Annotated in this window: 15 protein-coding genes, 1 tRNA gene and 1 pseudogene; 6 read left to right on the top strand and 11 right to left on the bottom strand. The window is 58.0% G+C overall.

The genetic code is table 11. The features are described from left to right. Window positions 1-37 precede the first annotated feature (37 nt). From trbL to PWP93_RS00820, 8 genes are all read right to left on the bottom strand, one after another. Window positions 38-1462: a P-type conjugative transfer protein TrbL gene (gene trbL, locus PWP93_RS00785; protein ID WP_421044970.1), complete on the bottom strand. Its 1425-nt coding sequence runs from the start codon at window positions 1460-1462 to the stop codon at window positions 38-40. A 23-nt stretch (window positions 1463-1485) separates the two neighbouring features. After that, on the bottom strand, window positions 1486-1674 hold the full coding sequence (locus tag PWP93_RS00790) for a hypothetical protein (protein WP_421043122.1): 189 nt from the start codon (window positions 1672-1674) through the stop codon (window positions 1486-1488). 10 nt (window positions 1675-1684) lie between these two features. Continuing rightward, a complete protein-coding gene (gene trbJ, locus PWP93_RS00795) occupies window positions 1685-2461 on the bottom strand; it encodes a P-type conjugative transfer protein TrbJ (RefSeq protein WP_421043123.1) in 777 nt (258 codons plus the stop codon). An 85-nt stretch (window positions 2462-2546) separates the two neighbouring features. Beyond that, on the bottom strand, window positions 2547-2909 hold the full coding sequence (traJ, locus tag PWP93_RS00800) for a conjugal transfer transcriptional regulator TraJ (RefSeq protein WP_038740056.1): 363 nt from the start codon (window positions 2907-2909) through the stop codon (window positions 2547-2549). A 329-nt stretch (window positions 2910-3238) separates the two neighbouring features. Then, the gene (locus PWP93_RS00805) at window positions 3239-3478 is read right to left on the bottom strand and encodes a TraK family protein (protein ID WP_179095920.1); all 240 of its coding nucleotides are present in this window, start codon (window positions 3476-3478) and stop codon (window positions 3239-3241) included. A gap of 4 nt (window positions 3479-3482) precedes the next feature. Continuing rightward, window positions 3483-3719, bottom strand: a complete 237-nt coding sequence (locus PWP93_RS00810; protein ID WP_027807623.1) for a hypothetical protein — start codon at window positions 3717-3719, stop codon at window positions 3483-3485. 173 nt (window positions 3720-3892) lie between these two features. After that, a complete protein-coding gene (locus tag PWP93_RS00815; protein WP_421043124.1) occupies window positions 3893-4507 on the bottom strand; it encodes a helix-turn-helix domain-containing protein in 615 nt (204 codons plus the stop codon). Further along, complete coding sequence (locus tag PWP93_RS00820) at window positions 4504-4737, bottom strand: hypothetical protein (RefSeq protein ID WP_027807621.1); 234 nt, start codon at window positions 4735-4737, stop codon at window positions 4504-4506. Before PWP93_RS00820 ends, PWP93_RS00815 begins: the two co-directional genes overlap by 4 nt. 99 nt (window positions 4738-4836) lie before the next feature. Between PWP93_RS00820 and PWP93_RS00825 the strand changes: the two genes are divergently transcribed. The 6 genes and pseudogenes from PWP93_RS00825 (at window position 4837) to PWP93_RS00850 (ending at window position 9462) form a co-directional block, all read left to right on the top strand. Then, complete coding sequence (locus PWP93_RS00825) at window positions 4837-5802, top strand: hypothetical protein (protein ID WP_421043125.1); 966 nt, start codon at window positions 4837-4839, stop codon at window positions 5800-5802. Between the two features lie 194 nt (window positions 5803-5996). Beyond that, window positions 5997-6323 (top strand): IS66 family insertion sequence element accessory protein TnpA, encoded by a 327-nt coding sequence (gene tnpA / locus PWP93_RS00830; protein ID WP_342964817.1) that lies wholly within the window; start codon window positions 5997-5999, stop codon window positions 6321-6323. Then, on the top strand, window positions 6323-6691 hold the full coding sequence (gene tnpB, locus PWP93_RS00835) for an IS66 family insertion sequence element accessory protein TnpB (RefSeq protein ID WP_421043126.1): 369 nt from the start codon (window positions 6323-6325) through the stop codon (window positions 6689-6691). The genes tnpA and tnpB overlap by 1 nt, the downstream gene beginning before the upstream one ends. Window positions 6692-6709: 18 nt before the next feature. Then, window positions 6710-8296 (top strand): IS66 family transposase, encoded by a 1587-nt coding sequence (gene tnpC / locus PWP93_RS00840; RefSeq protein WP_421044971.1) that lies wholly within the window; start codon window positions 6710-6712, stop codon window positions 8294-8296. A 197-nt stretch (window positions 8297-8493) separates the two neighbouring features. Beyond that, window positions 8494-8637: pseudogene (locus tag PWP93_RS00845) on the top strand (HNH endonuclease signature motif containing protein); the annotation flags it as partial. Between the two features lie 63 nt (window positions 8638-8700). Further along, window positions 8701-9462, top strand: a complete 762-nt coding sequence (locus tag PWP93_RS00850; RefSeq protein WP_421045096.1) for a hypothetical protein — start codon at window positions 8701-8703, stop codon at window positions 9460-9462. 409 nt (window positions 9463-9871) lie between these two features. Here PWP93_RS00850 and PWP93_RS00855 read toward each other — a convergent pair whose 3' ends face one another. From PWP93_RS00855 to PWP93_RS00865, 3 genes are all read right to left on the bottom strand, one after another. Then, window positions 9872-10450, bottom strand: coding sequence for a hypothetical protein (locus PWP93_RS00855; RefSeq protein ID WP_421043127.1), 579 nt, complete (start codon window positions 10448-10450; stop codon window positions 9872-9874). A 15-nt stretch (window positions 10451-10465) separates the two neighbouring features. Continuing rightward, window positions 10466-11518: a tyrosine-type recombinase/integrase gene (locus PWP93_RS00860; RefSeq protein ID WP_421043128.1), complete on the bottom strand. Its 1053-nt coding sequence runs from the start codon at window positions 11516-11518 to the stop codon at window positions 10466-10468. A gap of 144 nt (window positions 11519-11662) precedes the next feature. After that, window positions 11663-11739 (bottom strand) — tRNA-Met (locus tag PWP93_RS00865). Window positions 11740-11826 lie beyond the last annotated feature (87 nt).

Below are 11826 nucleotides of genomic sequence, written 5' to 3' on the forward strand. Positions count from 1 at the left end.
GGAAGTGCCGGCCGGTTACCGCCGGCCGGTGCGCTTTCTAAGCATCGTCTTGTGTTGGACGTTGCCTGTTCACGAACGTGGCTACCTCATCGTTCGTGGGGGTGCCGGCCGTCGCGCTTTGCTGCTCCCCACTGAGACTGTCGCCGGCGAAACTCGGTCCGTCGTCGGTGCCGGCGCCGCTCTTGCTCGAAATTGCCGATGCGATTTTGCCACCCGTCGTCTGCGCGATTCGTTCCGTGGCGGTATCCGCGATGTTCGCGGCTTTGCCCTTGGCGATTTCGCCTGCACCCTTGGCGAGATTCCCACCCATGTCAGCCGCGAATCGACCGGCCGTGCTCATCGCCGATGCGAAGCCACCGCTGCCACTCGAACCACCAAGCGAAGCACCGCCCGAACCACCTCTGATACCGCTCGAGCTGCCGCCGCCGTCCGAGAACATGCCGCGACCCTCGGCCATGTTCTGCTGCGCTGACTGAAACGCTGCCTTGAGCGCCGACGCCCCACCAGCCGCGCTTGTCGCGCCAGCCATCGCAGCAGAGCCGACCGAAGCCGCCGCGCTCGCAGTCATGGCGGCTGCACCCATCACCGAACCAACCCCGACGCCACCTATGGACCCAGCGCCGCCAACCCCGACGATGCCTGCGATCCTCGGCGGCACCTTGTTCGTGAGATACATCAGCACGAATGCGGCGATGAGCATGATCGCCATTTCCTTGAGGTCGATGCCAGCTCTCATGCTGGCGTAATACTCGTTGATGAACGTTCTGCCAATGCCGATGAGCAGCAGCATCACCATCATCTCGGCACCGATCGCTAGGACATGCTTGTAGTAGCTGATTGCGATGTCCGACGTCCAGCGCGCCCCGCCAAAGCCTAGGAAGAACACTCCGCCGTAGATCATGATCCAGGCCGACACGAAGACCAGCAGCAGGTTCACACCGACAATCGTGAGAACAATCATCACGACCAACGCCATGAGAAGGCCTACCACGCTGTCCGTTGGCGACCAGACCGACGACTGATCGAACGCCTTGGTAAAGATGTCGTAGCCGATTTGCACAATACCTCCTGGCGTAAAATCGGTTGACTGGCCGATGGCCTTGGCACCGATCATCCACATCGACTTGACGATGGAGTCGGCAATCGCGGGGCCATTGAACAGAATCCACCAGAAGAAGCCGAGCACGGCGAAGAAGCGAACGATTTCGGCAAACGCCTCCTGAATGCCGGCGTTTCGCAACGCCATCATTCCGAAGGTCCACACCATGCTTATCAGCGCGAGGCCCCAAAAGAGCCACGATGCGTAATTGACCATGACGCTGCCCCACGCGCTGGCTGCTGCCTGGTATTTCCCCATCACCGAATCGACCACATCGGCATTCATCGGCGCGGCCGTCACAGTCGCCGAGTACGCGACGGCTATTAGGCCGAGCACTGAGAGTTTGCCGCCGTTGGAAAACATCGTTTTCATAGCGCTGTCCTTCATCATTGATCGTTTTTCTGCGGTTGTGACGGCGTATCGCCCCATGACCAGTTTTTTGGAGACGGGATGACGATGTTGCTGCCATCATGCAGTTGTTTCGCTGCGGCAGCCCGCTGGGAATCGGTCTGGGTGCTCTTGTCATTGCAGCCAGCAAGGAGCCCGATCAGTGAGAGCAAGATAATGAATTTCATCGTCGCCCCCTTATTCAAAGCTCCAGTTTTTCGGTGTCGGGGTGGTGATGTTGCTGCCATCACGAAGCTGCTTTGCCGATGCCGCCTGCTGGGCCTCTCGATCTGCAATCACCTGTGCGCGGGTGGCGGCCGCTGTTGCCTGCGCTGTCAGCATGCCCCGGATTTGCAGGAGCTGGTTTGTCTGCGCGCTAGCGAGCTGGTTCGCTGCCTGCAGCGCCTGCATTTGTCCCTGCGCACTCGTCGCTTGTGACTGCAACTGGCGAAGGTTCGCGGCGTCTGTCGCAAGCGTTTGTTGCTGCTGATCGACGCCCTTCAATACGGCATCGTTCGCCTTTTTTTGCGCCTCAGAGCCGTTCGCTTGCGCATCAAGCAATGCTTGCCGCTGCGCGTCTGTGCAACCAGTCGAGGTGAAGCACGGCGACGAGCGGTAATAGGCCACGTCTTGGTAACGCGACAGATACCCGTCGATGCTCCCAGCCTGGTTCTTGTAGTAGTTCAGCGTGTCCTGTGCTTGTAGGAGCTTGCTGATGGTCTGGTTTGCCTGATCCCACACGTAGGCAGCCGGCGCGAGCGTGTTTTGCAGCATGTTTTGGTATTGCTGCAACTGCGTCTCGTACTGCTGAATCTGTTTCGCGACCGCCGCCACGTTTTGCATGGCGCTGATCGTCGTTTGAACAACGTTCGTCGCGTCGATAACGGGGATGCCGGCGTGTACCGGGCCACCGAATGCTGCTGTGATTCCGATAGCCAGTGCCATCTTGGTGGCCTGACGCGTTGCTCTACGCATCTTGCTTCTCCTTCGATTTGTGAGGCGCCGCGCTGCGAACCGAACATCAGGAGCGATGGGATGCTCGTTTTAGCGGCTAAAAAAATCATCCGAGCACTATTCGTTTCATGACAGCTCGCAATTCGTCCTGCGTGGCCTCGATCTTCGCCAGCAGCGCACGGATAGTTGCTGGCGTGAACCCAGCCGTCCGCTCATCGTTCGTCAACCAGAGCTTCAACAGGCCACCGAGGCGACCGAGGTCGCCATTGACTCGGGCCAAATCCTGGACCTGAACGAGATCGAGGATGCCGCGAACCTCATAGCCCACACCGACGTTTCGCAAGTAGGCGGCGATGCTCAAGCCAGTGGCCGCCGCGTTGCGCTTTATTGCTGCCTCTTCGTCGGGCAAGACCGGCACGCGGAGGTGACGACCATACTTGCGCGTTGTCATCTTTTTCTCGTCGTTCATCGCTTCTCCAAGCCGGTGTGAACCGGCACTGAGCGGCGGTAGCCGCTGCCTCGCAGAGCAGGATTCCCGTTGAGCGCCGAGGGCGCGAATGAGGGAAGTGAAGATAGATAGCCGGCTTGCCGGTTAGCTAACTTCACCTATCCTGCCCGGTATGCAATCGCTCTCGAAATGAGATCGGACCTTTCCGCCATCGACATGCCGGTGTTGATTTGCCATATCCCTTTCGATCAATCGAAAGAACAACGTGCGAATGCCGCATGGTTCGAAAAAAGACCTGTTTTGTTCGACTCCAGGAAGGTAATGGCCGAGTGCAGCAAGGTTGTTGACCATTACCGAGACACTTCCTGATTGCGCGTCAGTTCGTCGGCGTATCTGCGGAAAGCTTGGTAGCCGTAGTGGATGTGTCCTTCCTCCACCAGTGCCTCCCAGATGCTCATCAGCGAATGTCCGTCATCGATGGCTGCCTGAATTTCGGTGCGCATGAGAAGAAACGCTGCGCGGTTCCTTGCATTGCGACCAACGGCGCGCTTCAGCGCCCTCTCTGCTATGCGCTCGGATAGTGTTTTCATGGCATCAGACCGTATACCCGTGAGACGACAGAACATTGGCCATGTTGGCCCCCTCCCAGCTTCCCGGCCGACTGACTACCAGGCCGGCATCCTCAGCCAGCATGGCAAGAAGGCTCGCTCGGGTGAGGCGGCCGTGACTGCTGTACTGGTCGACGGATTCATGGTGATCGTTGAGTAGCCTCACGAGCTCGTCGAGCTCGGTTGCCGTCTTGTCACTCAAGGTGACGGTGAGTCGTTTCATGAGCGTCCCTCATTTCAGATTTCGCAGGTTGTCCACAGCCTGCTGCCGGCCGCTGCGCTTCTTGTTAAATAGATTTATCTATCTTGTTAGGGTGTCCGGCTGACACCGATTCGCGGTCAATTGGTATCTGCCGGGCACCAATGTGGATAGGTCGGGTGTCAGGCAGACACGTATCAGCCTGAGCTGTGTACAACTTCTTCCTGGCGTCGAGCCTCGATCTTCGTTCGCAGCGACATCAAGATGTCTCGCATGTCCTGCGGCAGGCAGGCGATGTCCTGAGCGTTGAACACGACGGCGTTGCCGCTCGCGTGTGTGACGTTGACCTGTAGCCGCTCGATTTGAACAATCCTCGCCCCTGCGAAGTCGCCCGAAAATAAGACGTTTCTCAGGTCGGCCGTCGCAGCCTGAACCGTTGAGGGGAGGTAATCCCATGTCGCCACCGCGGCCGGCTGACCGGCTCCGTCCTGAATGCAAATTTTCTCGCGCAGCCGATATTCGTTGCGCCGGCCGTCGCGGGTCTTGGTGATGTATCCGAATGCCTCAAGCGTCTTCAGCTCGCGGATCACTTGGCTGCGGCTGATGCCTGACTCCGCAGAAATCGTGTCGATTGCCGGGAACGAGCGTCCGGTCTTGAAATTGGTGTGAGCCTTGATGACGAGATAGACCGTTACCGCATACGGTCCCATGCGAGCTATATCGCCGGTTTCGATCATGGAGTGGAACACGTGGAACCACGTGGTCTCCGCGCGAAACAGGTCGCCTTGCTCGTGCATGACGTTGGCCTTCATGACTGCACCGAGAACTGCTCGTCGATCAACTTCGCGATCGCTTCGGTGCGGAAGTAAATCCGGCGTCCGATATGAACTTTCGTCGCGTTGATGTGGCGTACCCAATCGGCGCGCGACGTGCTCAAGCTGATGCGCAGGCCTTCCGGGCTGCGGTCGAGAATTTCCGCGAGCTGATCCAGCGTTAGCAATACGGAATATCGTTCCTTCAATGCGGCAAGCGTCGTTGTCACGGTAGCTCCGGGGATATCTGCAAGTTACGTTTGGTATCGCTAGTTTTCGCTGAACTCAGCTATATTGGGCGGTAAAAGAAATTCGCCGCGAGTCCGCCGATGCCCAAAGCTCTTTCGACTACGTTAAGTGTGGTGCCTGTCCGGCCAAGGCGCGGTCGGCCGCTTGGTTCCATCAAGGACGACCAAGCGCGCTTGCGCGACCGCATCCGCGTGGTCGCAACATTGAATGAGCTGCTGACGCGGGATACCACTGTAGAGAATGCAAACCAGTTCGCACGCTGGTTCGACGGGATCATGCGGAAGCAGCATCCGCTGCTTCCGTGGGAGACCGAAGAGTCAGGCAAGTGGCGCAAGAATTTCGCCGGCAGCGTCGCGCTGAATCCGGAGTCAATTGAGCACTTGCAGGAACTGTTTCCAGATGGTCGCTACTACAGTGCCGTTGGCTTGTGTGGGCGAGAGCATGAAACGAGAGTTGCGTATCCGGTAGCGCGAGGATCTGCACCAATGCGTGTGCGCGAGCTTTACGATGCCGGCCCCGGTAGGTTGTGGGAGGCTCTTTGGGCACACAGTGAGGCTTTGTCGAAGCTGTGGGAGATCTACCCACCGAATAGTCTATGGGGGCCGAGCGAGAGTTTTACCGATGTGCTCGCGGAGCTCTCGATGAAGCTATGGAGCGATTCACGCTGTGGTGTTGAGATTGAGTTCGAAGACCTCGGGCGCGCAATCGTGCTTTACCGACTTGAGCTTGCCGGTATAGCGGGGAGTCCAGAGGATGGCGTTGATGCATATCTGTTGGTCAGGCTTGCGATGGCGGAGCTGTCACCGGTGCTTCGATGTCTTGGCGTATGGAATGATCTAGCGTCCTACATCATCGATATGGAGCGTGACCGGGTTCGGTTGCATCCCCAATATGCGGCCGTTATTGAGACAAGGTATTCGACGGGGCATCCGTTCGATGTGTACACCTACGTCGAAAACCCATTTTTCGCGATGCTGGGTGTGGTCCAAGGCGAGCCCTCGCTGGCTCGCCATATTGAATGCATCGCCGGGCTGTCGCAGTGCTAGGAAGGCACGGTTCGATGGCATGCGGAAGTACGACATAGCTACATGCACGGGGCATAAGTGAACGCGATTAAGAATCGAAGTGTTCTCTCTCTGATAGCGCGGGGCGTAAGGTAAGCGGTAAGCCATGAGCGTTATAGAGTTCGCGTAGATGTCGTTGCAGAATGCTCCTCGTTCAATGCGATCAGGAGCAGACGATGAAGGCAGCAGCGAAGCGAGAGGAAGTGGAATTAGCGTGGCGCCAGAGGCTGGCACGCTTCGCAGAGCGCGGACTGACGGTCAGAGCGTTCTGCCGTGAGGAGTCGGTGTCGGAGTTTCGCTTCTATCATTGGCGGCGGCGCTTGCAGGGCCTGGCATCTCCGTGTGGCGTGGATGCATCCGCCGGGGACTCGGCCTTTGTCGATCTGGGGACCATTGCGGCAACTGACACGCACATCAACCCGGGCACGCAGGCTGGACAGGCGAATCTGACGATCCGCCTCGATCTGCCCGGCGGCATCGTTCTGACAATCGCGAGAAGCTGATGTTCTTCCCTGAGCAGCAGGTACGTGTGTTCCTGTACGGCGCACCCGTGGACATGCGGCGCTCGTTCGATGGCTTGCACGCGATCGCACGCCACAGCATGCCGGTCGATCCACTTGGGGGCCATCTGTTCGCGTTCATCAATCGTCGTGCCACGCAAATCAAGGTGCTTTATTTCGATCGCAGCGGCTGGTGCGTTTGGGCCAAGCGGCTCGAGCAAGGCCGATTTCTGGCCAACTGGAACCGGGCGGACACGCGTGAGATCGATGTCACCCAACTGAAGCTGTTGCTCGAGGGAATCGAGGTCGTCCGGCAGCGGCATCGTTACCGGCACACGCAGCCACAGTCGCCGGTGAGGCCCTCGCCATGAGGCATGCGTTGCCCTATGATGGTGGCCATGCCATCGACTGCCGCCACCGACGAAACGCTCGTAGCGCTCACTGCGCACGTGGCGGCGTTGTCAGCGCGATGCGAAGCGGTACTGAGCGAGAACGCACAATTGCGCGCGCAAGTCGCGTGGTTCCAGCGCCAGCTGTTCGGCCGCAAGAGCGAGCGTCGCATCGTACAGCCCGATGCGGCACAAGGCACGCTGGGCGAAGCCTTCGATGCTGTGCCCGATGCACCGGCGCCGGGCAGGAAGACGCGCATAGCAGGCCACGAGCGCAGCACCACGCCCAGTCGCCCGGGTGTCGACGAATCAACGCTGTTCTTCGACGAGGGCAAGGTGCCGGTCGAAGTCATCGAGATCGCGAACCCCGAGAGCGCAGGTCTCGATCCCGAGGATTACGAAGTAATCGGCGAGCGTGTGAGCCACCGGCTGGCCCAACGTCCCGGCAGCTATGTCGTGCTCAAGTACGTGCGCCCGGTGATCAAGCGGCGCGATACGCAGGCACTGTCGTGTCCTGCGGCGCCGGTTGGTGTGATCGAAGGCAGCCGCGCCGATGTGTCGTTCATCGCCGGGCTGCTCATCGACAAGCTGGTGTACCACCTGCCGCTGTACCGCCAACATCAGCGGCTTGCCCAGTGCGGCATCCGCGTGTCGCGGCAGTGGCTCACGCAGATCGCGCAAGCGGCCATTGCGCTGATCGAGCCCGTCCACGACGCGCAGTGGCAGTCGATCCTGAGCTCGCGTGTCAAGCGCATGGACGAGACGCCGATCAAGGCCGGACGGGACGGCCCGGGCAAGATGAAGTCGGCGTACTTCTGGCCGGTGATGGGCGAGCTCGAGGAGATCTGCTTCCACTACCAGCCGAGCCGGCGGCAGGAGCACGTCGAGCAGTTGCTCGGGCAAACCGCGGCGGCTGGCAGCGTCCTGCACACGGACGGCTACAAGGCGTACGCCTGGTATGCGAAGAAGACGGGTCTGGCCCACGCGCAGTGCTGGGCGCACAGCAGGCGTGCCTTCGTGAAGGCCGAAGAGATCGAGCCGGCACGCGTGGCCGAAGCGCTGGAGCATATCGGCGCGCTGTATCGCGTCGAGGAAGACATCCGGCAGAAGGGCCTGACAGGCTCCGGCAAGCGCGCATGGAGGCAGCAGCATGCGAAGCCGGTGGCGCAGCAGTTCTTCGTCTGGGTGGACAGGCAGTTCGAAGCGCAAGGCTTGCTGCCGAGCAGTCCGCTCACGAAGGCGCTGGCCTATGTCCGTGAGCGCCGCGATGGCCTGTTGCTGTATCTGGATGATGCGGATGTCGAGATCGATACGAATTCATTGGAGCGGGCGCTGCGCGCCATCCCAATGGGCAAGAAGAACTGGATGTTCTGCTGGACCGAACTCGGCGCCAGGCAGATCGGTATCGCGCAAAGCCTGCTGGTGACGTGCAAGCTGCACGACATCGATCCCTACGACTATCTGGTCGACGTGTTGCAGCGCGTGGGCCAGCATCCGGCATCGCGCGTGCATGAACTCACGCCGAGGATGTGGAAATCACTCTTCGCCGGCAATCCCCTGCGCTCGCCCTTGCATCAGAGCGCCTGAGATCGCAAGAACGTCGGTGAATTACCGATTACGGCGTAAGCTCGGAACTCGCACAACGTTTGTTTTCCGAAGGGCACAAAATTGGCACGCTCAAGACAAAAGCGCTCGACGAGCTTCTGTCGCTCGGGCTATCTGAGCCCGTTGCACGGGGCCTTCGGTCTGGACGAACTCCCATCCCCGAAGACCGTCTACTGAAATTGCTCTATGACAACAAATGGGTCTGCTGTGTTTGTCGTTCACGCGACGACGCGGTCGTAGTTCATCACATAGAACCGTGGGCGACCAGCCGGTCACATGACGCAGACAATTTGGTTGTGCTGTGTCCCAACGACCACAGCAGAGCACACAGCAGAGGTGACCTTACCCAAAATCTAACGCCGAATCGGCTCAGAGAATTAAAGCGCTTGTGGGAAGCAGAGGTAAAAATCGATGACTCAGCGGTGATACAGAAGGCTGCTCAATCAATCGGTGAGTATTGGTATTTCTTTAATCTTCTTCGATTGTATGAGTTCGCCGAGCACGAGCATATCGACTTACAAACACTCCCTCACTATGTCGATGCGCGTATAGCTGGAATTTTGGATGCTCACGGGCATTTGGTGCCAGAAGAGAGGGGAAGTTTATATGCGTATTCAGGTTCGCACGCGCCGCTAAGGTATTACTATGCTAAAGACCTTTTCATGCGCGTACTTGAAGGAATATCCATAATCAATATCTCGGATCGACTCGACAAGGGAGATCTTTCCAACACGATAATTCAAAACGACTTAATCTATGTTGCAGGGGCGCACAACTTTAAGCAGCTCAATGACGTGTCATTCGGTCCAGGGCAATTAGTCCGGGGACGTCGATCGGCAAACTCAGTTCAGATCGAGTTTGTATTCGATCGTTGGGAGGCAACATCGACGTCTGCCAATACGGTGTGGCTAACAGGCCGGAATGTTGTCGGTAGTTTTTGTCGTGTAGGAAGCATCTCACGTAGTGAAGACAAAAAGGCGATCTTAATTAAGTGCACAGTTCTCGCTATATGTGCCGAGCTACCAGATATGCGAACGCGTTCTTATGTGTCGAATACACTCTTCGAAAATTTTCACAGCATCAATGGCGGAGATGATGAGGAGTCTGACGATTGGAATGTTACATTTGATGAATCGGATAACTTTTGAGCTAATCGCCTTGGTTTCGCAGAAGGAAAGATTGAGCCTAGTATCATAAAAGTTCTTGCAGTCGTGTCTTGCAGGAGAAATTTTTAGACGTAGAGAAATGGATGCAATTATCGGCGACATGGTTCAATGCCACGGATGCACAAGAGAACGTGCTAGAACCGTAGATTGCGCTTCCGAGGAGAGCGCCTCATTGCTCTCCGGTGGCTGCATGCGACTTCAAAAGGCCGCGTCCCGGAAATTCGGAGTGCCGCTTCGGGGCCGGTACCGGCGTTCACTACGTGCATGGTTGAAAAGCCTTCGCCGGATCTGACGGTATCCGTCCGCTGACGTCCCAAGTTATGCGGGCCGAGCGCATCTGGCATTTCGGCATCCGCTTCTGCACGTAAAGCCGCGTTGAGCTTGAGATGATTTAGGTCTTGCCCTTTCGATAGTGCTCTAACAGATCTTCGTTCCCGGAAAGGACCTCCACCATCATTTGAAGCATCAAGACCGGTCCCGGAACGATCCCCGCCTCATCGATCTCCTGCCCGTCAAAGTCGGGATTGGTTGGAATCTCAACGTTCACCACCCACCAGACCTCGATTTTTCTCAAGATGGTGATCAAATCTTGGAAAATCTCGACGTGGTCAAAATCCACCGCGCTCATCACGACCGATGGCAGTTCGTGAGCTAGCTTGTTTCGGATCGACTTGATGTGTTCGAAGGTTTCAAGATCGCCAAGATCGATTGCGCCATGCTCGGTCAGCCAATCGAGCGATGCGTACAGGGTGCTTTTGTTGCGAGCGAGAACTTCCGAGCGATATTCCTCGCTCAGCTGATACGTACCCGGCTCGAGACCAATGCTTTCAATGTTGTAGAAATCGCGAATACGCCCGACGATTGATTGCCTCAGAAGTTCAAAGGCTGTGATGTAGAGCGACGCCGAGATGAGCTTTTCTTGCATCACCGCTGGCGTCAGCAATTGTTCCCATTGCTCGTTGGCGGGCATAGGTCGTGAACTCCGTTAGGTCCGCGAGGCCGTTTTGATGGTATCAAGCTTGCCGACAAGGTCCTCGGCACGCAAGTGCGTGTACCGGCGGAGCATCTGCATCGACTTGTGCCCGCTGATCGAAGCCACTTCCTGATCGCTCAGCCCCGCCTCGACCAGCCGGCTAACCGCTTCGTGGCGGAGGTCGTGAAAGCGGAAGTCGATCAGGCCTGTCTGCTTTTTGATGGCGTTCCAGACCTTTGCGAATTGGTACGCTCGCCGTTTCCTGTCGCGGCCGGGTTCTCCGAAAAAGACGAGGTCGGTGTCAATAGGACGAATCGGGTTCGCAAGGGCGCTTTGCAAGACCGACGCCGCGAGCTTGGTCAGGGGCACTGTGCGGGCAGCATTGTTTTTGGTGTCGGTCAGGCGGACAACGCGACGTTCCAGGTCGATCTGGCCTCGCCGTAGCCCAACTATTTCCGACTGTCGCATTCCGGTTTCTATCGCCAGGCGCACAATCCAGCCCAGCATGGGGTTCGTGTGTTTATCGACAGCTGCGAGTAGCAGTGCTTGCTCACGGCCGGACAGACGCCGATTTCGCCCCTCTCCGGGGCGGGGCTTGCGGATATTGGCGACAGGGTTGTAGACCAGTCCGATATGCCATTCCTTGATTGCTACGTTGAACAAGTGACCAAGCAGGGCGAGTTCGAGGCGGACGGTGTTGTTTGCTTTACCTTGGGCGAGCCGGTCGTCGCGGTAGCGGCCCACGAGGTCAGGCGTGACGGCCGCCAATGAGTATCTCCCGAAGTGCGCTTTCAGCTCTCGAATACGAGCGCCTTCCCGACGCTGCGTGCTGGCTTTCTTGGTGGGGACGATTTCTCGCTCGTAGCGGTCGAGCGCATCGGCTACCGTGGTCTTTTCCGAGGGCGCGCGCTGGATGAACACGCCGCGTACCATCTCGTCCTCGGTGCGCCGCGCCCAATCCTCGGCGTCGCGCTTCGTGCGGAATGTCTTGGCGACGGTCGGCCAACCAACGCGTCGGATGGTTGCCTTCCACGTGCCAGAGGGGGTTTTTGTCAGTGCTGCCATGGTGCTCCTTCCGTGAGGTCTGCACCGCGTATTGCACCGAATTTGCACCGCGAGGGGCCGGTAAAAGAAAAGGGCTCGCAGCGAAGCCGCAGAGCCCTTAGTGAAAAAGCCCTGTAAATCAAAGATTTACAGGGCTTTCGCATTTGGTGGCGAATCAGGGATTCGAACCCCGGACCTGCGGATTATGATTCCGTCGCTCTAACCGGCTGAGCTAATTCGCCTAAGAAAAAGAATTATGAAGGTGCCGGCCTAAGCTGTCAACCCCTATCGACATCTTTTTTCAAGATTCTCGGAACCGGCTCGCGCCG

Origin of the sequence: Paraburkholderia sp. A1RI-2L (assembly GCF_048957375.1) — a bacterium.
In the GTDB taxonomy this organism is placed as follows: domain Bacteria; phylum Pseudomonadota; class Gammaproteobacteria; order Burkholderiales; family Burkholderiaceae; genus Paraburkholderia.

Excerpts from the sequence above, each read along its gene's own strand:
- traJ (WP_038740056.1), bottom strand. The coding sequence starts at position 2,909 with ATGAACGACGAGAAAAAGATGACAACGCGCAAGTATGGTCGTCACCTC.
- PWP93_RS00825 (WP_421043125.1), top strand. The coding sequence starts at position 4,837 with ATGCCCAAAGCTCTTTCGACTACGTTAAGTGTGGTGCCTGTCCGGCCA.
- PWP93_RS00855 (WP_421043127.1), bottom strand. The coding sequence starts at position 10,450 with ATGCCCGCCAACGAGCAATGGGAACAATTGCTGACGCCAGCGGTGATG.
- tnpA (WP_342964817.1), top strand. The coding sequence starts at position 5,997 with ATGAAGGCAGCAGCGAAGCGAGAGGAAGTGGAATTAGCGTGGCGCCAG.
- trbJ (WP_421043123.1), bottom strand. The coding sequence starts at position 2,461 with ATGCGTAGAGCAACGCGTCAGGCCACCAAGATGGCACTGGCTATCGGA.
- PWP93_RS00790 (WP_421043122.1), bottom strand. The coding sequence starts at position 1,674 with ATGAAATTCATTATCTTGCTCTCACTGATCGGGCTCCTTGCTGGCTGC.
- PWP93_RS00805 (WP_179095920.1), bottom strand. The coding sequence starts at position 3,478 with ATGAAAACACTATCCGAGCGCATAGCAGAGAGGGCGCTGAAGCGCGCC.
- tnpC (WP_421044971.1), top strand. The coding sequence starts at position 6,710 with ATGGTGGCCATGCCATCGACTGCCGCCACCGACGAAACGCTCGTAGCG.
- PWP93_RS00810 (WP_027807623.1), bottom strand. The coding sequence starts at position 3,719 with ATGAAACGACTCACCGTCACCTTGAGTGACAAGACGGCAACCGAGCTC.
- tnpB (WP_421043126.1), top strand. The coding sequence starts at position 6,323 with ATGTTCTTCCCTGAGCAGCAGGTACGTGTGTTCCTGTACGGCGCACCC.
- PWP93_RS00860 (WP_421043128.1), bottom strand. The coding sequence starts at position 11,518 with ATGGCAGCACTGACAAAAACCCCCTCTGGCACGTGGAAGGCAACCATC.
- trbL (WP_421044970.1), bottom strand. The coding sequence starts at position 1,462 with ATGTTTTCCAACGGCGGCAAACTCTCAGTGCTCGGCCTAATAGCCGTC.
- PWP93_RS00815 (WP_421043124.1), bottom strand. The coding sequence starts at position 4,507 with ATGAAGGCCAACGTCATGCACGAGCAAGGCGACCTGTTTCGCGCGGAG.